The sequence below is a fragment of the Stenotrophomonas sp. YJH_SMC_79 genome, from assembly GCF_059367995.1.
In genome coordinates, this window is the sequence record NZ_JCAFRK010000005.1 from 355,131 (window position 1) to 377,282 (window position 22,152).

The 22,152-nt window shown below is 66.1% G+C and carries 21 protein-coding genes and 1 pseudogene; 7 read left to right on the plus strand and 15 right to left on the minus strand.

The window, feature by feature from the left end; translation table 11 throughout:
- The first annotated feature begins 100 nt into the window (after positions 1 to 100).
- The 3 genes from eda to AC5P57_RS19140 all read left to right on the plus strand — a co-directional run bounded on the left by eda (position 101) and on the right by AC5P57_RS19140 (position 2,384).
- Entirely contained in the window at positions 101 to 739 is a 639-nt protein-coding gene (gene eda / locus AC5P57_RS19130; protein ID WP_262235911.1) for a bifunctional 4-hydroxy-2-oxoglutarate aldolase/2-dehydro-3-deoxy-phosphogluconate aldolase, read from the plus strand.
- A 96-nt stretch (positions 740 to 835) separates the two neighbouring features.
- Complete coding sequence (gene adhP / locus AC5P57_RS19135) at positions 836 to 1,864, plus strand: alcohol dehydrogenase AdhP (RefSeq protein WP_099554118.1); 1,029 nt, start codon at positions 836 to 838, stop codon at positions 1,862 to 1,864.
- Between the two features lie 127 nt (positions 1,865 to 1,991).
- Positions 1,992 to 2,384: a hypothetical protein gene (locus AC5P57_RS19140; protein ID WP_262235913.1), complete on the plus strand. Its 393-nt coding sequence runs from the start codon at positions 1,992 to 1,994 to the stop codon at positions 2,382 to 2,384.
- Between the two features lie 71 nt (positions 2,385 to 2,455).
- Here the strand turns inward: AC5P57_RS19140 and ligD are convergent, their stop codons facing one another.
- From ligD to AC5P57_RS19155, 3 genes are all read right to left on the minus strand, one after another.
- Positions 2,456 to 4,942: a DNA ligase D gene (gene ligD, locus AC5P57_RS19145; RefSeq protein WP_262235914.1), complete on the minus strand. Its 2,487-nt coding sequence runs from the start codon at positions 4,940 to 4,942 to the stop codon at positions 2,456 to 2,458.
- 3 nt (positions 4,943 to 4,945) lie between these two features.
- On the minus strand, positions 4,946 to 5,866 hold the full coding sequence (gene ku, locus AC5P57_RS19150; protein WP_262235915.1) for a non-homologous end joining protein Ku: 921 nt from the start codon (positions 5,864 to 5,866) through the stop codon (positions 4,946 to 4,948).
- A 164-nt stretch (positions 5,867 to 6,030) separates the two neighbouring features.
- Positions 6,031 to 6,429 carry a hypothetical protein gene (locus tag AC5P57_RS19155; RefSeq protein WP_004132921.1) on the minus strand — a complete coding sequence of 133 codons (399 nt, stop codon included), beginning with the start codon at positions 6,427 to 6,429 and terminating at the stop codon, positions 6,031 to 6,033.
- A gap of 145 nt (positions 6,430 to 6,574) precedes the next feature.
- Here AC5P57_RS19155 and AC5P57_RS19160 point away from each other — a divergent pair, with 145 nt between their 5' ends.
- Positions 6,575 to 6,919 (plus strand): hypothetical protein, encoded by a 345-nt coding sequence (locus tag AC5P57_RS19160; RefSeq protein ID WP_099554126.1) that lies wholly within the window; start codon positions 6,575 to 6,577, stop codon positions 6,917 to 6,919.
- 42 nt (positions 6,920 to 6,961) lie between these two features.
- Here AC5P57_RS19160 and AC5P57_RS19165 read toward each other — a convergent pair whose 3' ends face one another.
- Positions 6,962 to 9,052, minus strand: coding sequence for a TonB-dependent receptor family protein (locus tag AC5P57_RS19165; RefSeq protein WP_099554128.1), 2,091 nt, complete (start codon positions 9,050 to 9,052; stop codon positions 6,962 to 6,964).
- Between the two features lie 171 nt (positions 9,053 to 9,223).
- Here AC5P57_RS19165 and AC5P57_RS19170 point away from each other — a divergent pair, with 171 nt between their 5' ends.
- The 3 genes from AC5P57_RS19170 to AC5P57_RS19180 all read left to right on the plus strand — a co-directional run bounded on the left by AC5P57_RS19170 (position 9,224) and on the right by AC5P57_RS19180 (position 12,604).
- Positions 9,224 to 10,426 (plus strand): amino acid aminotransferase, encoded by a 1,203-nt coding sequence (locus AC5P57_RS19170; RefSeq protein WP_099554130.1) that lies wholly within the window; start codon positions 9,224 to 9,226, stop codon positions 10,424 to 10,426.
- Between the two features lie 345 nt (positions 10,427 to 10,771).
- Positions 10,772 to 11,788: a class 1 fructose-bisphosphatase gene (locus AC5P57_RS19175; protein ID WP_014035428.1), complete on the plus strand. Its 1,017-nt coding sequence runs from the start codon at positions 10,772 to 10,774 to the stop codon at positions 11,786 to 11,788.
- 108 nt (positions 11,789 to 11,896) lie between these two features.
- The gene (locus tag AC5P57_RS19180; RefSeq protein ID WP_099554132.1) at positions 11,897 to 12,604 is read left to right on the plus strand and encodes a 2OG-Fe(II) oxygenase; all 708 of its coding nucleotides are present in this window, start codon (positions 11,897 to 11,899) and stop codon (positions 12,602 to 12,604) included.
- A gap of 57 nt (positions 12,605 to 12,661) precedes the next feature.
- On the opposite strand, the gene AC5P57_RS19185 is transcribed toward AC5P57_RS19180, so the two are convergent.
- The 11 genes and pseudogenes from AC5P57_RS19185 to AC5P57_RS19235 form a co-directional block, all read right to left on the minus strand.
- The gene (locus AC5P57_RS19185) at positions 12,662 to 13,753 is read right to left on the minus strand and encodes a PA0069 family radical SAM protein (RefSeq protein WP_099603970.1); all 1,092 of its coding nucleotides are present in this window, start codon (positions 13,751 to 13,753) and stop codon (positions 12,662 to 12,664) included.
- 50 nt (positions 13,754 to 13,803) lie between these two features.
- Positions 13,804 to 14,541, minus strand: a pseudogene (locus AC5P57_RS19190) (pyridoxine 5'-phosphate synthase); the annotation flags it as partial.
- 9 nt (positions 14,542 to 14,550) lie between these two features.
- Positions 14,551 to 14,820: a hypothetical protein gene (locus AC5P57_RS19195; RefSeq protein ID WP_099554138.1), complete on the minus strand. Its 270-nt coding sequence runs from the start codon at positions 14,818 to 14,820 to the stop codon at positions 14,551 to 14,553.
- Positions 14,821 to 14,860: 40 nt separating this feature from the next.
- Positions 14,861 to 16,321 (minus strand): cardiolipin synthase, encoded by a 1,461-nt coding sequence (cls, locus tag AC5P57_RS19200; RefSeq protein WP_099554202.1) that lies wholly within the window; start codon positions 16,319 to 16,321, stop codon positions 14,861 to 14,863.
- A gap of 158 nt (positions 16,322 to 16,479) precedes the next feature.
- Entirely contained in the window at positions 16,480 to 16,893 is a 414-nt protein-coding gene (locus AC5P57_RS19205; protein ID WP_004132666.1) for an ExbD/TolR family protein, read from the minus strand.
- 3 nt (positions 16,894 to 16,896) lie between these two features.
- A complete protein-coding gene (locus AC5P57_RS19210) occupies positions 16,897 to 17,322 on the minus strand; it encodes an ExbD/TolR family protein (protein ID WP_012509603.1) in 426 nt (141 codons plus the stop codon).
- A 57-nt stretch (positions 17,323 to 17,379) separates the two neighbouring features.
- Positions 17,380 to 18,141, minus strand: coding sequence for a TonB-system energizer ExbB (gene exbB, locus AC5P57_RS19215; RefSeq protein WP_004132614.1), 762 nt, complete (start codon positions 18,139 to 18,141; stop codon positions 17,380 to 17,382).
- A gap of 94 nt (positions 18,142 to 18,235) precedes the next feature.
- Entirely contained in the window at positions 18,236 to 18,910 is a 675-nt protein-coding gene (locus AC5P57_RS19220) for an energy transducer TonB (RefSeq protein ID WP_495219759.1), read from the minus strand.
- A gap of 143 nt (positions 18,911 to 19,053) precedes the next feature.
- A complete protein-coding gene (locus tag AC5P57_RS19225) occupies positions 19,054 to 20,241 on the minus strand; it encodes a tetratricopeptide repeat protein (RefSeq protein ID WP_099554142.1) in 1,188 nt (395 codons plus the stop codon).
- A 132-nt stretch (positions 20,242 to 20,373) separates the two neighbouring features.
- Entirely contained in the window at positions 20,374 to 21,180 is an 807-nt protein-coding gene (locus AC5P57_RS19230) for a M48 family metallopeptidase (protein ID WP_010487422.1), read from the minus strand.
- 71 nt (positions 21,181 to 21,251) lie between these two features.
- The gene (locus AC5P57_RS19235) at positions 21,252 to 22,097 is read right to left on the minus strand and encodes a CPBP family intramembrane glutamic endopeptidase (protein ID WP_262235918.1); all 846 of its coding nucleotides are present in this window, start codon (positions 22,095 to 22,097) and stop codon (positions 21,252 to 21,254) included.
- Between the last annotated feature and the right edge of the window lie 55 nt (positions 22,098 to 22,152).

A 22,152-nucleotide genomic window follows, 5' to 3' on the forward strand; every position in this document is an offset into this window, starting at 1 on the left:
CAGGGTACCAGCGCCTTCGCAGCGCGCATGGCATCATGCGCCGCTGCGCTGCCGGACCCGGCGGCGATCCGCAATGCCCCGTCGGGCAAGGAGCAAGACCATGTCCAGCGCTGATCCGCGCCTGCGTGCGCTGTTGAAGCTGGCACCGGTGATTCCGGTGTACACCCCCGAAGACGTGAATGAAGCCGTCGAGGTAGCCCAGGCGCTGTTCCGCGGCGGCCTGCCGGTGATCGAGGTGACCCTGCGCACGCCGCAGGCGCTGGACGCCATCAAGGCGATGGTCGAGGCCGTGCCGGATGCAGTGATCGGCGCCGGTACCGTGCTCAATGCCGCACAGATGCAGGCAGCGAAGCAGGCCGGTGCGCGTTTCGCGGTGTCCCCCGGTGCCACGCCGGCGCTGTATGCCGCCGCTCGCGATGCCGACCTGCCGTACCTGCCCGGTGCCGCCACCGCCTCGGACCTGATCCTGGGCCTGGAGCACGGCCACGACACCTTCAAGTTCTTCCCGGCGGTGCAGGCCGGTGGCGCTGCGTTGCTGGCGGCCTGGCACGGCCCGTTCGCCGATGTGCGGTTCTGCCCGACCGGTGGCATCAGCGCGCAGACCGCGCCGCAGTTCCTGCACCTGTCCAACGTGCTGTGCGTGGGCGGCTCGTGGCTGACCACGCCGGCGCTGCTGCAGACCCGTGACTGGGACGCCATCGAACGCCTGGCCCGCGAGGCGTCGGTGCTGGCCAGCTGAACCTGCCGCACGAATCCTCGAGGGTTTGATCGTGATCAAAGCGCCGGCCTCGAGCCGGCGTCATTCTGTGGGCAAGCGCACTACGGAGATCCGAACATGAATTCGACCATGAAGGCTGCCGTCGTGCGTGAGTTCGGCAAGCCACTGGTGATCGAGGAAGTCCAGGTACCGCGCCCGGGGGCGGGCGAAGTACTGGTCAGGATCGAGGCCTGTGGCGTCTGCCACACCGACCTGCACGCCGCCGAGGGCGACTGGCCGGTGAAACCGAACCCGCCGTTCATCCCCGGTCACGAGGGCGTGGGGCACATCGTGGCCGTGGGAGGCGGGGTAGGGCACGTCAAGGAAGGCGACAGGGTCGGCATCCCCTGGTTGTACTCGGCCTGTGGCCATTGCGAACACTGCCTGGGTGGCTGGGAAACACTGTGCGAGACACAGCGCAACACCGGCTACTCGGTCAACGGCGGCTTCGCCGAGTACGCACTGGCCGATGCCAACTATGTCGGCCTGCTTCCGAAGGAAGTGGGCTTCGTCGAGATCGCGCCGGTGCTGTGCGCCGGCGTGACCGTCTACAAGGGCCTGAAGGTGACCGACACCAAGCCCGGGGACTGGGTGGTGATTTCCGGCATCGGCGGCCTGGGCCACATGGCCGTGCAGTACGCCCGCGCGATGGGCCTGAACGTGGCCGCGGTGGACGTGGACGACAACAAACTGGCATTGGCCCGGCAGCTCGGTGCACAAGTCACCGTCAACGCGCGCACCACCGATCCGGCCGCCTTCCTGAAAAGGGAGATCGGCGGCGCGCATGGCGCCCTGGTCACGGCGGTGTCGCCGAAGGCGTTCGAGCAGGCCCTGGGCATGGTGCGTCGTGGCGGCACTGTTTCGCTCAACGGCCTGCCGCCCGGCAACTTCCCGCTGGACATCTTCGGCATGGTGCTCAACGGCATCACCGTGCGCGGCTCGATCGTCGGCACCCGGCTGGACCTGCAGGAATCGCTGCAGTTCGCCGCCGAAGGCAAGGTCGCGGCCACGGTCAGTACCGATCGCCTGGAGAACATCAACGATGTGTTCGCGCGCATGCACGCGGGCACCATCGAAGGCCGCGTGGTGCTCGACTTCGCCGCCTGACCGCCTGTGCATGGCCGCCGCTGCTCCGTACCCCTCTCCCACGGGCACGGCGGCCGTGCCGACCCATCGGTAGTGCCGGCCGCTGGCCGGCAACCTCAGGCACTTCGCGCCGCCGTACAATGCGCGCATGCCCGGCCTGCTCAAGACCCTGTTCCTGTCCATCGTCGCCCTGATCGGCGGCGTGCTGTCGCTTGCGCTGGTCAGCAGCGTCGCCGGCTGGCTGCCGCCGTTGCTGGGCCTGTCGCCGGACAACAACAGCGTGCAGCTGGGGTGGGACCTGGCCTTCAGCGTACTCGGTGGGGTCGCCGGCATTTCCTTCGCCACCTACTACGCGCCCTGCTGGCCGCGTTCGCATGGTTTTTCCATCTGGTCGCTGATCGCGCTGGGCTGCGGCTATGCGATGTGGACCACAGGCGCGGATTTTCCCCTGTGGTTCGTCGTTTCGCTGCTGGCGTCACTGCCGCTGCAGCTGCTGGCCGGCTGGTGGTTCGGTCGCCGCGCCTCGCGCGATCCGCGCTGAGCGCACACAGGTAGTGCCGGCCGCTGGCCGGCAACCTCGGCCATCCTGCAGTTGCCGGCCAGCGGCCGGCACTACCGCTTCGGCGACGGCAGCGTCTGCTTCAGCCGCGTGATGCCCTGCCATGGATCACCCTTCAGCCGCTTCGCGCGCGCCAGTGCCTTGGCCATCGGAAACGCGTCGGCCGCGCTCACCCAGGCCAGTTCTTCCCAGCGCAGCGGCACCGCCACGCCGGCAGCATCGCGCGCGCGCAACGACCACGAACAGACGCTGGTAGCACCGCGTGTGTTGCGCAGCCAGTCGATGAAGATGACGCCACTGCGCTTGGCCTTGCTCATCGTTGCCACGTAGCGATCAGGCTGCTCCAGCGCCATTGCCTGCGCGAACGCCTCGCAGAACGCCTTCGCCTCGTCCCAGCCAGCCTTGGGCTGCAGCGGCACCACCACATGCACGCCCTTGCCACCGGACAGGCGTACGAAGCTCTGCAGGCCAATCTGCTGCAGGCGGTCACGCACGTCGCGCGCTCCCGCTTTCACCTGTGCCCAGCTGACGCCTTCTCCGGGGTCGAGATCGAACACCAGTCGATCCGGATGCTCCGGGTCAGCCACCGTCGCCCCCCACGGATGCAGCTCCAGAGTGTTCATCTGCACCAGCTGCAGCAGGCCCCGCGCATCGTCGATATGGACGTAGTCCTCGCGGCCGCTCTTCTGCTGCAGGGGCACCGCATGCACCGCATCCCCCAGGCCGGGGCCATGGTGCTTCTGGAAGAAGCAGGCCTTGCCCACGCCATCGGGGCAGCGCAGCAGTGACAGTGGCCGTCCGGCGATTTCGGGCAGTATCCAGCGCGCCATGCGCTGGTAGTAATCGGCCACGTCGCCCTTGCTCAGTTCCTGCTTTGGAAACACCACCCGCTCCGGATGCGTGATCTGGACCTCACCTCCGGTTTCGGCATCTGCGGTGCTCATTCCCAGGTCCTCCTTCTGCTTGTCGCTGCGCAACCGCCTGAAACTGGCCTGGCGCAGCAGGCCTTCCTTGCCCCAGCCACGGAACGCCACCTCCGCCACCGCCAGCGGTTCTACCCAGCGCACGCTGGCAGCGCGGAACGGCACATGCGCCGGAAGCTGCAGCACCGGCATCTTTACTGCCAGTGGCTGCAATGCCTTGAGCAGCGCGCGCAGGTTCTCGTCATCGAAGCCGGTACCGACTCGCCCTACGTAGCGCAATCTACCCTTGTCCGGCGTTGCCAGCAGCAACGAACCGAAGCCCACCCGTGAACCCTTCGGCGCCGTGTAGCCGACAATCACGAACTCGTCGGTGTCTTCATGCTTCACCTTCACCCAGCTGCGCGCGCGGGTGTTCACATACGGCGCATCCACCTGCTTGCTGACGATGCCTTCGAATCCCGCCTCGCCACTGGCATCGAATACCTGAGGGCCATGGTCGATCACGTGTTCGCTGAACGCCAGGATGCCGGGCGCCGGCCCGATCAGGTCCTTCAGCAGCGCCTTGCGCTCCACCAGCGGTGCACGACTGATGTCCACGCCGGCCACACCCGGAAGATCGAAAACGATGTAGCGCAGCGGTTGTTTCGAGCTACCGTCGATCACGCGCTGCAGCGCTGCGAAGTCACTGCGGCCCTCCTTGTCCAGCACCACCAGCTCGCCGTCCAGACGCGCATCACGCACCGGCAGCGCCTGCACGGCCTGCACCACTTCGGGAAAATCATCGGTCCAATCCAGACCATTGCGGGAGCGCAGCTTGACTTCGCCATCGTGCAGGTCAGCCAGCAGGCGATAGCCATCCCACTTGATCTCGTGAAGCCAGCGGTCGCCGTCCGGCGCGCTTTCGCGATGATCGGTCAACTGCGGCTTGAAGGCGGGTGGGTAAGGCGTGTCACGTGCGCCGTGCAGTTTCAGCGCGCGTGCATGCCAGCGTGCATCGGCCTTGCGTGTGACCGTGCGTGCGGCGGGCGCGGCGCGCGCCGCCTTCTCTGCGGAACGCTTCTTCGCTGCAGGCGCCCGTGGCGGTATGGGTGCCGTCAGCAGATCATCCGCCTCGGCGTCGCGCGCTTCGCTGTCATCACGCTTGATCAGCAGCCACTGCACCTGGCGTCCTTTCATCGCCGTCCGCACCAGCTTCCAGCCACCGGCCAGGCGTTGCCCGTGCAGAACGAAGTCGATCTTTCCGGACGCCAACGCCTGTAGTGGATCACCTTCACAGGCCCAGGTGCCGTGATCGAAGACATCGACATGGCCAGCACCATAGTGGCCTTCCGGAATATCTCCTTCGAAGCCGGCGTAGGACAGTGGATGGTCTTCCACTTCCACGGCCAGTCGCTTCTCACCAACCCGCAGCGAAGGCCCCTTCGGCACGGCCCAGCTCTTCAGCACGCCGTCCATTTCAAGGCGGAAGTCGTAGTGGCGCGAACTGGCATGGTGCAGCTGGATGACGAAGATCGGCCGCCGCCTGGGATCAGCGCGTGCAAGCGTATCGTCGGGCTCCGGCGTCTGCCCGGCGCCACCGCCAAGTCTGCGCTTGCGCCGGTACTGGTGCAACGACATGGTTCAACCTGCCTTGCGTCGCTGTGCGGTCTTCTTTGCAGCCTTCTTTGTTGTCTTCTTTACGGCCTTCTTCACTGGCGACTTGGCGGCTGCTTTGCGCGCCGTGGCCTTCTTCGCCGGCGTGCGCTTGTTCGCATCCAGGCTCTTCTGCAGCAGCGCCATGAAATCAACCACATTGGTACTGGCATCCTCACGCGGTGAAGGCTCATCTTCCACCCGCGTGGTACCGCCCTTGGACTTGATGCGCTTGTTCAGCACGTGCTGCAGGCGCTCGCGGAATTCATCGTGATAGTGCGACGGATCCCACTCACCGGACATTGACTCGATCAACTGCTCGGCCATCGCCGTTTCCTTGCCGGTGATACGGTAGTCGCTCAACTTGCCGGCGGGCAGCTTGTAGTCCTCGGGATCCACCAGTTCCTGCGGATAGCGCAGGATGATCAGCACCAGCGCATCCTGCTGCGGCATCACCGCGCATAGATACTCGCGCGTGCGCACTACTACCCTCGCAATGCCCACCTTACCGGTGCTGCGCAACGTCTCGCGGAGCAGTACATAGCCCTTTTCAGCCTTCTTGCCGGGCACCAGCAGATACGGTTTCTCGTAATAGCGCGGGTCGATCTGCGACGCATCCACGAACGATTCCACTTCCACCGCTTCGTGGCTTTCCGGTGCCGCAGACCGGATATCACCTTCCTCCAGCACGACATAGCTGCCCTTGTCATACTCGTAGGCTTTGACGATGTCCTTCCAGGGCACTTCCTCGCCGGTATCGGCATTGACCCGCTCGAAGCGGATCGGTTTGCGATCGCGGGAGTCGAGCATGCGGAACTGGAGATCGACTTTGCGCTCGCCGGACATCAGCGACACCGGCACATTGAGCAGTCCGAACGACAGCGTGCCAGTCCAGATCGGGCGGGCCATGAGCACACCTTTGATGGGGCAGGGTGCCCAGCGTGGGCCGAAGCGCGTAAACCATCCGTGTGCGTGCCGTGCACGTGGGTTCTACGGAAAACGGCAGTGCCGACCGCTGGCCGGCTGAGGCTCGCGGCCTGAAGTTTCCTGGGGTTGCCGGCCAGCGGCCGGCACTACTGCAGCAACGGCCTCACCGCTGCCGCCGGAATATGGTCCAGCGCGCGCCAGGCGTCTTCCACCACCGGCCGCGCCTGCGACCAGCTCAGTCGAGAGTGGCCGCGCATCTGTTCCCAATGCTCCGCCAGTTCCTCGCAGGTATCGGCGGCATCACCGCGTGGCCAATCGGCAGCATGGGTGGTCAACGCGAAGGCATACACCGGGCAAAGGTCACGCCAGTTGCGATGGCTCTGCCCGCGGCGTTCCTCGTAGTCGCTGAGCATGTACTGCAGGTAGTCCTGCGCCACCGCCTGGGGGTCTTCGTGGCGACGCGTACGGCGCTGCGCGGTGCGCTGGCCGAGCGGATCGAGCAGGGCGTTGAACACGGACGGTGCGGGTCGTTCAAGACGGGGCATGGCCGGCTCCTGCAGCGGGGGCGGGTGGGCAGGAATACGCGCGGTGCCGTTACCGGGGGGTGAGCGAGATGTTCATGACGCCAGGTTCGCAGCGGCTTTACCTGCGTGGGGGTGTAGTGGACGCCCCAGCCGAGGTAGCCAGACCATGAGCCGAGAGACCTCCCGAGACCCCTTGCGGGAAAACCACCCGCCCATTCCCGGTGAGCAACGCGGCAAGCGCGATGCCGACAACGCCGACTACCGCGGTACCGGTGCGCCGTTCTTCGATGCCGAGCACGCCGGAGAGCATCTGCCGGTGAAGCACGAGGCTGAACAGGCGGCCCAGGATCGCAAGGACGGTGGCGACCGCCATCGCGGCGGTCAGGAAAGCCCGCTCAAGCGCCGCGAACGCAAGCAGCGCGCCAGCGACAACCAGGACGAGGCACTGGAGGAAACCTTCCCGGCCAGCGACCCGACCTCGCCGTTCGTGCCGGCCAAGGCCCCCGATTGACGGTAGCGCCGGGCCATGCCCGGCGAGCGCAGCGGTCCCGCGCTAACGCCACGACCACTGCACACCCACGCTGGCCCGCCGCCCCGGCCCGGGCTCGTAGAAGCGGCCATTGCCATCGTTGACGATCACCGAGCCGATGTAGGCCTGGTCCAACACGTTCTCCAGCCGCGCGAAGGCGTGCAGCTCGCCACCCGGCAAGGTCCAGCGGCGCCCGCCTTCCAGATGCAGCAGGGCGAACCCGGGTGCGCGCGCCGTAGCCACGTCATTGACCACGGTATCGCTGCTGGCCGTGGCCTCCAGTGCCCATTGCCAGTCAGCCGGTGTCCATTGCAGGCGGGCGAAGGCCTGCTGGCGTGGCACACCGGGCAGGCGGCTGCCCGCCGCGACCACGTTGTTCGAGGTCAGGTACGGCGAGCGCACCTGCGCCTGCAGCCAGGTCCACGCCAGCTGCAGTTCCAGCTGTTCGGCCAGCGGTTGTCGGTACTGCAGTTCCACGCCCTGGCGGCGGGTGCGGCCAATGTTGCGATAGGTGCTGCGCCCACCGATGTTGCTGGCAACTGCCAGCTCATCGTCAGTATCTGCGCGGAACAGGCTGATATCGAGCTGGGTTCCATCCTGTGCGTGCCATTTGCTGCCCACTTCCAGGCTGCGGCTGTGCGCCGCCGCCAGATCCAGCGCCAATCCCGCCTGACCGTCGGCGCGATAGCCCAGTTCGTTGAAGGTGGGGGTCTCGAAACCACGTCCCACCGCCGCGTGCAGCCGCCACTGCGGGCTGGCCTCGAAGCTGATCCCGGCCGCCGGCGTGGTGGCCTGGTAGCGCCGGCGGCCGCTGTCATCCGGGTTGCGCCCGGTGATGTAGCGGTCGTCCGAGTCGAAGCGCACGGTGCTGTGGCGCAGGCCGGCCAGCAGCGACCAGCGCGGGCTCCATTGCCACCAGGCCTGGGCGAACTGGTCCACGTTCTGCACGACGTCGATCTGGTCACGACGCAGCCGCCCACGCACGCCCAGGGCGGTGCCGATGAAGTTCTCGTAGCCGGTGCGATGCTGGCGCTGGCGATCGGCGCTGAGCCCGGCCACCAGATCCAGGGGGCGGCCAGCAAGGTCACCATGCCACCCCCAGCGCGCGTCCAGTCCGCCGTAGCCGCCCTCCAGATCGATCACCCCGCCGGCATGCAGCGGATTGGCCTGCGCAGTCGGCGGAATCGGCAGGTACTGGCGCACCGCGCGCTGTCCGGCATAGCCCATCAACTGCCAGCGCTGCGCTCCCGTTTCACGGGTCCAGCGCAGGCCGGCCTGCTGCTGGCGCACCGATTTGCGGGTGTTGTACTGGTGCGCCACCGCCGTGGCCTGGCGCGGATCAGCCGCCACCTGGGCACGGGTCAGGCCCAGCGGATCCTGCGCATCTGGTGCTTCCAGTGCGTTGAGCAGCAGCTCCAGCCGCCCACCGCCCAGCTCTCCACCGATGCGTGCGTTGAGCGATTCACGGCGCGCGCGGCTGTGGTCCCGCCAGCCATCGGTGCGGAAGTGATTGGCGGCGATGTTGTAGTCCAGCACTTGGCCGGCACCCTTCAGCTGCGCACCGACACTGAGTGTGCTGTCGGCGCCGGCATTCACGCGCAACCGCCACGGGTCGCCGGCCTGGCCCTGCGCGCTCCAGACCTGCAGCACGCCGCCGGAGGAATTGCCGTACAGCGCCGAGAACGGCCCGCGCAGCACCTCGATGCGTTCGGCGCCCAACAGGCTGGCATGCGACAGCTGGCCCTGGCCATCGGGCATGGTCGCGGGCACCCCATCGATCAACACCCGCACCCCGCGCACCCCGAAGGTCGAGCGCGCGCCGAAGCCACGGATCGACAGCTGCGTGTCCTGGGCGAAGTTCTGCCGGTCGCGCGCCAGCAGCCCTGGTACCCCGGCCAGCGCCTCGGACAGCTGCGCGCCGGTGCCAGCGCGGCTGGCATCGATCCAGACCGTATCCTGGCTGGCCGGCAGCGCGAACGGGTCGATACCCGGCACCCGTGCGGCCTGTACCTGCACCGCAGGCAGGGCGGTGGGCGCAGGCTCGGCCACCGCCGCCCAGGGCGACAGCAGCAGGGCGGACAGCGGCAGGCAACGGCGTCGTGCGGCGGGATTCATGATTCAGGTTGATGGATCGGGCGGCAACGCACGCCATGGTACGGGGCCGCGGATGACGATGGCGGCGGCCAGCCCCGGCAGGCTTTGTTACGATGGGCTGTTTCCGGCTGAAAAGCCGCAGACCGCGTGGCGCAATTCCTCCCCCTTTCCGTCTACCGAACGAGTACCGCCGTGTCCTTCTTTGCAAACGTGGAACTGGTCCCAGGCGACCCGATCCTGGGCCTGACCGAGGCGTACAACGCCGACAGCCGCCCGACCAAGGTCAACCTGGGTGTGGGCATCTACTACGACGAGAGCGGCCGCATTCCGCTGCTGCGCGCCGTCAAGCAGATCGAGCAGCAGCTCGCCGCTGAAGCCAAACCGCGCGGCTACCTGCCGATCGATGGCCTGCCGGCGTACACGCAGGCCACGCGTGAGCTGGTGTTCGGCAAGGATTCGCCGCTGCTGGCCGCCGGCCGCGTCACCACCGCACAGACCGTCGGTGGCAGCGGTGCGCTGCGCGTCGGCGCCGACGTGCTGAAGAAGCTGCTGCCGCACGCCACCGTTGCGCTGAGCAATCCGAGCTGGGAAAACCACCGCGCCGTGTTCAGCGCGGCCGGCTTCGAGGTGGTGGAGTACACCTACTTCGACCCGACCACCCACGGTGTCAACTTCGACGGCCTGCTGGCCGACCTGGGCAAGCTGGAAGCCGGCACCGTGGTGCTGCTGCATGCCTGCTGTCACAACCCCACCGGTGCCGACCTTACCGTCACCCAGTGGAAGCAGGTCGCCCAGCTGCTGAAGGACAAGCAGCTGTTCCCCTTCATCGACATGGCCTACCAGGGCTTCGACAAGGGCATCGAGCAGGACGGCGCAGCGGTGCGCATCATCGCCGAAGCCGGCATTGACAGCTTCATCGTGGCCAACTCTTACTCCAAGTCGTTCTCGCTGTATGGCGAGCGCGTGGGTGCGCTGTCGATGGTGGCGCCGACCGCCGCTGACGCCAAGGCCGTGCAGTCGCAGGTCAAGCGTGTGATCCGCACCATCTACTCCAGCCCGTCCACCCACGGTGCTGCGCTGGTTGCCGGCGTGCTGACCAACCCGGAACTGCGCGCGATGTGGGAGCAGGAGCTGACCGAGATGCGCGAGCGCATCCACGCACTGCGCCAGGGCCTGGTCGAGAAGCTGGCCGCTGCAGGTGCACCGCAGTTCGGCTTCATCAATGAACAGGCCGGCATGTTCTCCTACTCCGGCCTGAGCCGTGAGCAGGTCGAACGCCTGCGCGACGAGTTCGGCATCTACGCCGTCGGCACCGGCCGCATCTGCGTGGCCGCGCTGAACCAGAACAACCTGGAATACGTCGCCAAGGCCGTGGCCACCGTCGCCAAGGGCTGAAGCAACACTGCACTGGTTTGAAGACAAAGGCGCCGAAAGGCGCCTTTGTTTTTGCTTCTGCTTTGCCTGTGCCTTTGCCACACCCTCCGCGCTCGCGGCGAACCCTGAAGCGCAGGGCGAGGTACACCGTGGCCAGGACACGCCGTAAACCCATCCATGGGGGCTCGGTCGGCGCATCCATGCGCCTTACTGTCCTGGCCACGGTGTACCTCGCCCTGTGCCTCCATGAAGGTAGGCGCCACGAGCGCAACGCATCTGGAAACGATTACGCCTCCCCGCGCTCACGCACGCGCTGGCCGGACCGGCGACAATAGGCGTTTTCCCGCTGCCGAGACCTGCCCGCTCATGTCCCGTACTTCGTTGACCCGCTTCCTGATCCAGGAACAGCACGCCGGCCGCATCAATGCCGACCTGCGCCAGCTGATCGCGGTCGTCGCCCGCGCCTGCACCAGCATCTCCATCGCCGTCAGCAAGGGCGCCCTCGGTGGCGTGCTGGGCGATGCCGGTACCGGCAACGTGCAGGGCGAAGCGCAGAAAAAGCTGGACGTGATCAGCAACGAGATCCTGCTTGAAGCCAATGCCTGGGGCGGCCACCTCGCCGCCTGCGCCTCGGAGGAAATGGACCACAGCCAGCCGGTGCCGGACATCTACCCGCGCGGTGATTTCCTGCTGCTGTTCGATCCCCTCGATGGCAGCTCCAACATCGACGTCAACGTCTCCGTCGGCACCATCTTCTCGGTGCTGCGCTGCCCGACCAACGTGGAACTGCCGGGCGATGACGCGTTCCTGCAGCCGGGCAGCAAGCAGATTGCCGCCGGTTACTGCATCTACGGGCCCAGCACCCAGCTGGTGCTGACCGTCGGCCACGGTACCCACGCTTTCACCCTGGACCGCGAGAAGGGCGAGTTCGTGCTGACCACCGAGAACATGCAGATTCCGGCGGCCACCCAGGAGTTCGCCATCAACATGTCCAACCAGCGCCACTGGGAAGCCCCGATGCAGGCCTACGTGGGCGATCTGCTGGCCGGCAAGGAAGGCGCGCGCGGGAAGAACTTCAACATGCGCTGGATCGCCAGCATGGTCGCCGACGTGCATCGCATCCTGACCCGCGGCGGCATCTTCATCTACCCGTGGGACAAGAAGGACCCGTCCAAGGCCGGCAAGCTGCGCCTGATGTACGAAGCCAACCCGATGGGCCTGCTGGTGGAACAGGCCGGCGGCGCCGCCTGGACCGGCCGCGAGCGCATCCTCGACATCCAGCCCGACCAGCTGCACCAGCGCGTGCCGGTGTTCCTCGGCTCGCGCGAGGAAGTGGCTGAGGCCGTGCGCTACCACCACGCGCACGACGACGCACAGGGCTGACGGCCGGTCCTCCGACAACGGCCATGGCAGATCGATGACATGACCGTGGGGTGACACCGAGGGCGGCAAACGGCACCATCAAGCTGTTGCCGCCTAAGGAATGCACGCATGCACGAGCAGGGCCCGGTCGATTTCATCGAAGTCATCCACAACGCGGTCCCCAGCGAGGTCTGCACGGCGATCGTCGAGCGCATGCGCGCTGCACAGGGCCTGCGGCCAGGCGCGGTAGGCAGTGGCGTGTTCCCGGAACTCAAGCACAGCAAGGATCTGCGCATCAGCGGCCTGGACGGCTGGCAGGATGTGGACCATCAGCTGCAGCATGCGGTGTTCAATGGCCTGCTGACTTATCTACGCCGTTATCCACAGGCGTTGATTGCACCACTGATGTTGCAGATCCAGGACAGCAACGGCCAACCGCGACGCCTGTCTGCCGAGGACTTCCCCGACATGCCGCCACAACAACTGGCGGATCTTGCGCGGACCTGCCTGCGTCCCGGCGCCATCAACCTGCAGTGGTATGCGGCAGGCGAGGGCGGCTATCCGTACTGGCACTGTGAGCTGTACCCCAAGGATGCGCAGGCCGAGACCCTGCATCGGCACGTGCTGTGGACGCTGTACCTCAACGACGAGTTCGAAGAGGGGGAAACCGAGTTCCTGTTCCAGGGGCGGAAGATCGCACCACGCACCGGCAGTCTGCTGATTGCGCCGACGGCGTTTACCCACACCCATCGTGGCAACCGGCCGCAGGGCGGCGACAAGTTCATCGCGACCAGCTGGATCTTGTTCCAGAGTGCGCAGAAGTTGTTCGGGGGGTGACCCCGAGCCTGCTCGACAGCCTCGGATGCAGCGTCGAGCCATGCTCGACTGGTCGACTCAGAACAGGCTTCCCTGCGGCGAATCCTTCTTCGGCGGCAACGGCTTCAGGAACCGGCTGCAATCCAGCTTCGGCCAATGGCTGTTCTGTGCATTGAACCCGAGACGCTTTCGCGCCAGCTTGAAGCGGTTGTTCAACAGCTCCGCATACACGCCCTGGCCACGCATGCGCGTGCCGAACTGGCTGTCGTAGTCCTTGCCGCCGCGCAGCTGCTGGATGGTGCTCATCACGTGTGCAGCGCGATCGGGATGATGGGTATCCAGCCAATCGCGGAACAGCGGTGCCACTTCCAGCGGCAGGCGCAGCAGCACATAACCGGCGGTGCTCGCACCTGCGTCGTGTGCGGCCTCCAGCACGGCTTCCAGTTCGCTGTCGTTGATCCACGGGATCACCGGTGCCACCATCACACCCACCGGAATGCCGGCGTCATGCAGGCGCTTCATCGCGCGCAGCCGTGCATGCGGTGCCGACGCGCGCGGTTCCAGCTTCGCGGAGAGGTGCGGGTCCAGCGAGGTCACCGAGAAATGCACGCTGACCAGATTTTCCGCCGCCAACGGTGCAAGCAGATCGATATCGCGCTCGACCAGCGCGTTCTTGGTGATCAACGAAAACGGATGCTTGGTTTCCAGCATCACTTCGATCAGCTGGCGGGTGAGTTTGAACTTGCGCTCGATCGGCTGGTACGCGTCGGTGTTGATGCCCAGCGCGATCGGCTGCGGCACGTAACCCGGCTTCGACAGCTCCTTGCGCAGCAGCTGCGGCGCATTGGTCTTGGCGAACAGCTTGGTCTCGAAATCCAGGCCCGGCGACAGGTTCAGATAGGCGTGCGAGGGGCGTGCGAAGCAGTAGGAGCAGCCATGCTCACAACCGCGGTACGGATTCACCGACTGGCTGAAGCCGACGTCCGGCGAAGTGTTGCGGGTGATGATGCTGCGCGCGGTCTCGGCGCGTACTTCGGTACGCAGGCGCGGGGCGAGGAACTCCTCGCTCTCGTCGACCGCCCAGCCATCGTCCACCGCCTCGCTGACGGTGCTTTCAAAGCGCCCGGCAAGGTGGGACGTGGAACCTCGGCCCTTGATCGCAATACCCATTGCGGCAGGTTACGCCGCAGCCGTCTCAATGGCTGCGACAACTGTTCCGGTAGCGCCAGGTAGCCCCGCACCGTGGCGTCCAGCCCCTCGTACAGCGCCTCACCGATCAGCGCGTGGCCGATCGACACCTCCAGCACGTCCGGCACGTTGGCCAGAAAATCGCGCAGGTTGTCCTGCGACAGATCGTGGCCGGCGTTCACGCCCAGGCCAACGGCCTGTGCACGGCGTGCGGCAGTGGCGAACAGCGCCAGCATCGCGTCAGCATCACCAGCCGCATGCGCCTCCGCATAGGGCCCGGTATACAGCTCGATGCGGTCCGCACCCACTTCGGCCGCCTGCTCCAGCAGCGGGTTGCCGGCGTCGACAAACAGGCTGACCCGGCAGCCCATCGCTTTCAGTTCGGCAATCAGCGGGCGCAGTCGCGCGGCATCCCGCTCGAAATCGAAACCATGATCGGAGGTGATCTGGCCGTCGCTGTCAGGCACCAGGGTGGCCTGCGCCGGGCGGGTCTGCGCGCACAGCGGCAACAGGCCGGGGTAACCCTCGCGCGGCGGCGCGAACGGGTTGCCTTCGATGTTGAACTCCACGCCACGGGCACGGGTCAGCGTGGACAGGGCCAGCACGTCCTCGGCGGTGATGTGGCGGCGGTCCGGTCGCGGGTGCACGGTGATGCCATGTGCGCCGGCATCCAGGCAGGCCTGGGCGGCACGCACCACGTCCGGTTCGGCACCGCCGCGCGAATTGCGCAGGACGGCGATCTTGTTGACGTTGACGCTGAGCTGGGTCATGGAACGGAACTACTTGGAAAGAGGGGACGGATCGTGGTCGTTGCGGTCGTCATTGCGCCGGGCCTGGGCCTGCTCGCGCAGGCGGCGCAGTTCCTCGGCGTCGACCAGGGTGGCGGGGTCGCGCTGAAGGTCGCCGAAGCGGGCGACGTAGCGGCCGCGCACCCAGGCCAGCAGGAAGGCGAGGGCGGCCAGCAGGCACAGGGTCATCAATGCGGCGCTGGGCGTCTTCAGGGCGAAGGCAAAGCAGCCCAGCGCCAGCAGCAGGTAAAACCAGTACATAGTCGGGCTCCCCGGATGATCGCCGCAGTGTAGCGCTGCGTCAGAGCAGCGGCGAGGCCAGCCGGGCGAAGGCCTCGGGCAGGCGGTGCAGCCACAGCGAGCGGCCGGCCTGGTCGTGCACCCGCGTGGAACGGTCGAATTCGCCCTGCAGCAGTTCGGCCAGCGCAGACACCCGGTCACGGTCGCTGATCATCATCGACAGCTCGAAGTTCAGCCGGAAGCTGCGGTGGTCGAAGTTGGCACTGCCAACGATGCAGACGTCGTCATCGGCGATGAAGGCCTTGGTATGCAGCATGCGCGGGCCGTACTCGTAGATCTTCACCCCGGCATGCAGCAGCTCGTCGAAGTAGGAGCGGGCGGCCTGGGTGACGAACCAGGAATCGCTCATCTTCGGCACCAGCAGGCGGACGTCCAGCCCACCCAGCGCGGCCGAAGTCAGGGCCATCCGCGCCGCTTCGCCGGGCACGAAGTAGGGCGTCACCAGCCACACCCGCTCGTGTGCTTCCTGGATCGCCGCCACGTGCAGGCGGTGGATGGTTTCCCAGCCCGAGTCCGGGCCGGAAACCAGCACCTGGGCGTTGATCGGGCCATCCGCGCGCAGTGGCATGTCGGCCGGCCAGAGGCGGGCAATGTCGAAGCGCGAATGATCCTGGCCGCTGGCATAGAGCCAGTCCTCGGCGAACACCAGCTGCAGGCTGCGCACCACGTGGCCGCGGATGCGCATGTGCAGGTCGCGGTAGGCGTCCGGCCTGCGGCTCTCGTCTTCGTCGTCGGTGATGTTGATGCCACCGGTGAACGCCAGGCGGCCATCGACGATCACCAGCTTGCGGTGGGTGCGCAGGTTCAACCAGGGGCGCTTGAAGGGCTTCAGCAGCTGCCGCGGATGGAACCAGACCGCCTCGCCGCCGGCATCGACCAGAGGCTGCAGGAAGCGGCGGGGCAGAGCGGAAGAACCCACTGCATCGAGCAGCAGGCGCACCTGCACGCCGGCCCGCGCGCGCTCGACCAGGGCGTCGCGCAGAGCGGTTCCGGCGTGGTCGGGATTGAAGATGTAGTACTCCAGATGCACGTGGTCGCGCGCCTGCGCGACGGCTTCCAGCAAGGCCGCGTAGGTCGCGGCGCCGTCCACCAGCCAGGTCACTTCGGTGGCGCTGCTCGGCGCCAGTCCTGTCGTGGCCTGGGCGATCTTGGCCAGCTCGGTGCAGTCGGCATCCGGTGGGCAGACATCACTGTAATGCTCCATGCCCGAACGCGCGCGGCCACGACGCAGGCGCTGCCGCTTCACCTTCTGCGGGCCCAGCAGGTAGTAGATGAAGAGACCCAGGTAGGGCAGCAGCGCCAGTGACAGGATCCAGCTCAGCGTGGCGACCGGCTCGCGCTTCTGCAGCATGATCCAGCCCGCCAGCGCGAACAGGTACAGCAGATAGGCCACCGCCAGGATCGTGCCGAGGTGGGCGATGCCATCAAGCCAGTGACGCAGGGAGTCGAAGAGGGCGAGCATCCACCGATCATAGCGGCGCACGCAACTTGATGGGGTCAGATCCCTTTCCTGCGGAAAAGGGATCTGACCCCATCGAGGCACCACAGGCACAAAAAAGACGCCCCTGTTTCCAGGGGCGTCTGCAGTCGCGTCATGACTGTTGTGTTGCGGTGTAGCGATTACTGCTGCACAAAACCGATCTTTTTCATCTGAGCATTCTTCGCGGCGGCCAGAACCTTGGCCATCACGTCGTACTCGGAATCCGGGCTGGCGTCGATGCGCAGTTCCGGCTGGTTGGTCGGGTCACGCTGGACCTCCTGCTCCATCCGCTGCTGCAGCTCGCTCGCATTGATCGGGCTGTTGTTCCACGAGACCTGGTTGCTGGCGTCGATCTTCAGTTCGATCGGCGGCGGCGGTTCGACCAGCTGCGGCGGTGGGTTGAGCACGCGCTGCGGCAGGTCCACGGCGATCGGGTACGTCATGATCGGCGCGGTCACGATGAAGATGATCAGCAGAACCAGCATCACGTCCACGAGGGGCGTGACGTTGATGTCTGCCATGGGGCCCTTGCCACCACCACTACTGAATGCCATGGCTTACTGCCCCTTCTCTTTGGTCGCGACGAAGCCCACGTCCAGCATGCCCTGTTCCTGCGCGATCTTGGTCATCTCGTTGATGACCCGCATCTTGGTGGTGCGGTCACCACGCAGGTTCAGCGGCGGCTGCGGGGTCTGCTGGGCGGCGGTCGCCAAGCGCGACTCGAGAGTCTGCTTGTTGATTTCTTCGTCGTTCCAGTAGATCGAGCCATCTTCCTTGACTGCCAGGGTGATGGGACCCTTTCGGTCGTTGGTGTCGTCCGGCTTCTGGACCAGGTTGGCCTCCGGCAGATCCACCTTGACCTTGTGGGACATCAGGGGCGCCGTGATGATGAAGATGATCAGCAGCACCAGCATCACGTCCACGAGGGGCGTAACGTTGATGTCGGCCATGGGGCCGCCGCTGTTACCACTACTGAAAGCCATAACGGGCTCCGTCTAGATCGTGTTGACTACGTTCTCGCTGGGTACAGCGCGTCGCAATTAGCGGACGCGCGAACCGGTGGCGAAGAAGTCGTGCAGGTCGTGCGCGAAGGTATCGAACTTGCTGATGGTCGCGCTGTTGATCTTGCTGAAGAAGTTGAAGGCGAACACGGCCGGGATCGCGACGAACAGACCGATCGCGGTCATGATCAGCGCTTCACCCACCGGGCCTGCAACGGCGTCGATCGAAGCGGAGCCGGTGGCACCGATCTTGATCAGCGCGCCGTAGATGCCCCACACGGTACCCAGCAGACCGACGAACGGAGCGGTCGCGCCGACGGTGGCCAGCAGGGTCATGCCCGACTGCAGCTTGTTGCTTTCGCGGGTCACGGCCTGACGCAGAGCGCGGTCGACGAACTCCGAACGGCTCAGGTTCTCACCCACGCCGCCGGTGGCGCCGCCTTCAGCGCGCTGGTGGTGGGCAGCAGCCTGGGCAGCATCCAGGGCGATCTTGGAGAACGGCTCGGAAGCCGGCTGTTCTTCCATCGCACGGATGGCGTCCTGCGCGTTCGGGGTGTCCCAGAACAGGCTGACGACGCGATCAGCGGCGCTCTTCAGGCGGGTGGCGCGGAAGATGTTGATGACGGTCCAGTACCAGGACATGGCCGACATGACGACCAGGGTCAGCAGCACGACCCAGGAAACCGCGAAATCACCCGGCTTGGTGGTCATTTCGTGGATCAGGTGCTCGAAGCCCATCTGCGACAGGGCGTTGGACGGATTGCCCCCGGCAGCAGCGGCGATGAAAATTTCCTGCAGCATGACGCTTACCTTTGTTGTGTGTGGTGATAAAGGGTGTAGCTAAGCTAAACAATCGAACCGGGAGCGGGGGTGGCCAGTCGGCCACCCGGGCGCATCAGTTCAGCGCAAAGTTGACCGGGACGCGAACGCGACCTGCCGCCTTCTTACCGCCAGATTCAGCGGCGTTGAAGCGCCACTTGCGAGCCGCTTCCATCGCGGCACGGTCCAGGTCGCGGTTACGGCTGGACTTTTCCACCGTGACATTGGTGACGTTGCCGCTGGCATCGACATCAATGATCAGGATCACTTCGCCCTGGATACCAGCGCGGAAGGCTGCCGGCGGGTAGCGCGGCGGATTCATGGCCTTCGACGAGATGTCCACGCTGGCCTCGATCGAGGTCGCAGGTGCCGGCGGCGCGGGGGGCGACGGCGGGGTGACGATATCGCTCGGGCGCGGCTCCGGCACGTCCACGACCGGCGCCTGCGGCGGCGGCGGGACCGGCGACGGCTTCGGCGGCGACAGATTCTTCACCGGCGGCGGCGGAGTATCGGTCGGCGGCGGCGGCGGCGGCGGCGGCGGCGGGGGCGGCGGCGGCGGCGCATCGACGATGGTCACCATGACGTTGCGCTCCTTCTCAGCCACGGCCTTGGGAGCCACGGCGGGAATGAGGAGCATCATGAAGGCGGCCAGATGCAGGGCAATTACAAACGCGATGCCGACGATGCGAGGCCAGCTCAGCCCCTTGTCATCGGGTTGTTCGTACCGGTGAACGACTAGTTGTTCCGTCATGCGCCAAGAGCTCAATAGTGGGGCCGGGATGCCGGGGGCGGAATCCCTGATCAGCGGTGCATGACACCGCAGGAACCTCCAAGCTTATACCAATCCTGAGCGCCTGCGCATCAACTGAGCAGGCATTCAGGCGTTATTCCTACTTACTTCAGGTTGATGATTTTCTTGGCATCAGCCTGGTTCTTCACACCCTTCGCCAGCGCCTGCTGGGCGGCCTGCTTGGCCTCCGGGATGCGACCTTCGGCATGCAGGACGCGTGCCAGGTTCAGGTAGGTCTCACCGTCCTTGGACAGCGGGGCAGCCTTCTGCCACGCCTCGATCGCCTGCGGCACCTGGTCGGAGTAGTAGTAGGACTGGGCCAGCGCCAGGTAAACCTGGTAGTCCGGCTTCAGGATGCCCTTCTGCAACCCTTCGTTGATGACCGCGATGACGTCCTTTTCCTTTTTGTCGGTGTTGGCATAGATGGAGTACAGCTGCTTGTACTCGCGCTCTTCGGTGAGCTGGCCGCTGCTGCGCAGCTTGTCCATCACCGCGGCCGCCTTGTCCATCTGGTCGGCCTGCATGTACATGCTGGCCAGATTCAGCTGGGCTTTCTTGTCGTTCGGGTTCTTGGCGGCCAGCGCCTCGGCTTCCTTGACCGCTTCACCGGACTGGCCAGCTTCGGACAGGGCCGCCATCAGCAGCTGGTTCCAGTTGTCCTTCGGTTCGGCGGAACCGGCGATGGCCTGCTTCAGCACCGGGATCGCTTCCTGGTAGCGCTCCAGCTGGTACAGCGCCTGGCCCTTGGCGATCAGTTCTTCCGGCTTGGTCGACTTGCTCTCGGCAAAGTACTTGTCGAGGGTTGCCAGGCCTTCGGCGGTCTTGTCTTCCTGCAGTTCCAGCTGGCCCAGCATCAGCATCGACTGGAAGTGGCCGTTGTTGTCCAGCCCGTTGAACTGCAGGACCTGCTTCAGATAGGCGATCGCCGCCGGGGCGTCGTCGGTCTGGTAGGCCGCCTGCGAGGCCAGCTGCGCGGCCAGCGACTTGTCGTACTCGTTCGCGGCGCTGTCAGCCAGGATGGCGTCGGCCTGGGTGCGGGTCTCCGGGAACTTTTCCTTGTTGTAGCTGTCGATCATTTTCTGCAGCTTGCTGCCCATCTTGGCCGAGGCCTTGACCGTCGGCTCCTGGCGGGTCGCGTTCGGGTACAGCGCCTCGGCCTTGGCCTGCTTGCCGCCGCGGTTGCCGCGCTCGGAGGAACGCGAGGACTGCGCGAAGGCATCGGTGACCACGGCGCCGGTCAGGGCGGTCGCGACGAGGACGGAAAGCACAGCTTTGTGGTTACGGAAAATCATCGTTCACCTCGATCGAACCGCCGGTTAGCGGCAAAGTCGGACTGTCAGAAAAATCTGAGCCGCCAAACGTATCAGAAACAGATGGCGTGAGAAATCGTTTTATGTGCTGCAATACAGCATAGAACTGCGCACTCATCCGCACTTTGGCCGTAGCCCGGCCGCCTGCGCCTGCTGATAGACCGGCGTCAGGGCCGGGGCATCGCGTCGCAGTTCCTGGATCCGGTTGGCCGGATCAGGGTGGGTGGACAGCCATTGCGGGCTGCGGCCGCCGCTGGCGGCCATCATGTTCTGCCACAGGTCGACTGCCTGCGCCGGATTGAAGCCGGCCTGGGCCATCAGCCGTTGGCCGATCACGTCAGCCTCGCTTTCCTGGGTGCGCGAGCCGGGCAGCAGGAAGGCGGTCTGCGCGCCCATGCCGCCGAGCTGGTTGACGGTGCTGGCAGCGCCTTCGCCGTAGGCCGCACCGGCCAGCGCACCGAGCACGGCCAAGCCGGTCTGCGCGCCCATCTGGCGGGTGATGCGCTCTTCATGGTGGCGGGCGATGACATGGCCGATTTCATGGCCGATCACGGCAGCCAGCTGGTCCTGGTTCTTGGCGACGGTGAAGATGCCGGTGTTCACACCGACCTTGCCGCCGGGCAGGGCGAATGCGTTGGGCTCCTTGTCGACGAACACCGCCGTCTCCCACCGTACGCCACGGTATTGAGGCGGCAACTGCGCGACCAGGGCATTGACCACGCACTGCACGTAACCGTTCTGGCGGCCGTCGGTGCTGATCTTTTCCTTCTGCTTTGTTTCGGCGAACGCCTGTGCGCCGAGCTGGTCCAGCTGTGCCTGCGAGACGCCGCCCACCATCTGCCGGCGGCCGGTAGGGGAGGTGGTGGTCGCGCAGGCGCTGACCAGGGTGGTGATGACAAGGGCCAGCAGCAGTTGTTTCATGGAAGCTCCCCCGTGTTCATATGCGCAGTGTGTAGCGTAGCGGCTTAATCTTTCGTCAAGCGGACGCGGCGTTACGTTGACCCCAGGAACACCATCGCGGCAAGGGCAACCGCATTGTTCAACGCATGCGCGGTGATCGCCGCCCACAACGTGCCGGTACGCTGGTAGAGCCAGCAGAACGCAGCCCCCATGCCACCATAGACCAGCCACAGCTGTGCGATTTCGGCCGGGCCATTGGCGCTGGTGCCGGGGATCTCATGGATCAGGGCGAATGCGAGGCTGCTCAGCACCACGCCCAACCACGGGCGCCCCGCCTTCCACAGGCGGCCAAACAGCACGCGGCGGAACAGCAGTTCTTCGTAGGCTGGCGCCAGTACCACCGCGAACAGCACCAGGAACAACGGGAAACGTGCGATCGCGCTCTGCATCAGCGCCAGATTGGTGGGGACCGGCTCGATGCCGAACTGCTTGGCCAGGAAGGCAATGCCGTTGCTGCCGAGCACGATCAGGGTCGCCACCAGCAGGGTCCAGCCCCAGGTGGAGGGGCGGCGCAGCGCCTGGCGCGACGCCTGACGTTCGGCGGCGTTGGCTGGCCGTCGCCAGAAGTACAGCAGCAACGCGGCACCACCGGTGGCAAACAGCGCCATGAGAATCTGCGCAAGCGCGCCGGGCTGGCCCAGTGTCGCCGCGACCGAACCGGCGTCGGGCGTTCCACCGCTGGCCTGCGCATTGGCGTAGCCAACCACCACGCCACGGTAAAGGCCCCACAGCAGGCCGCTGATCAGGCTCAGGCCAAACAGGGTGACAGCGGCGATGCCCAGGTCGATGAAAAACCCCGCCAGCGGTGAAACGACACGCGGCGCGGCCGAGGCCGGCGGAATCGGGGGCGGGGCGGAAACCGGGGCGGATGCGGACATCAGGTACCTGCGTTCAAGGATCGAAGGCCGGCGCGCCTCCCCGCGCACCGGCCAT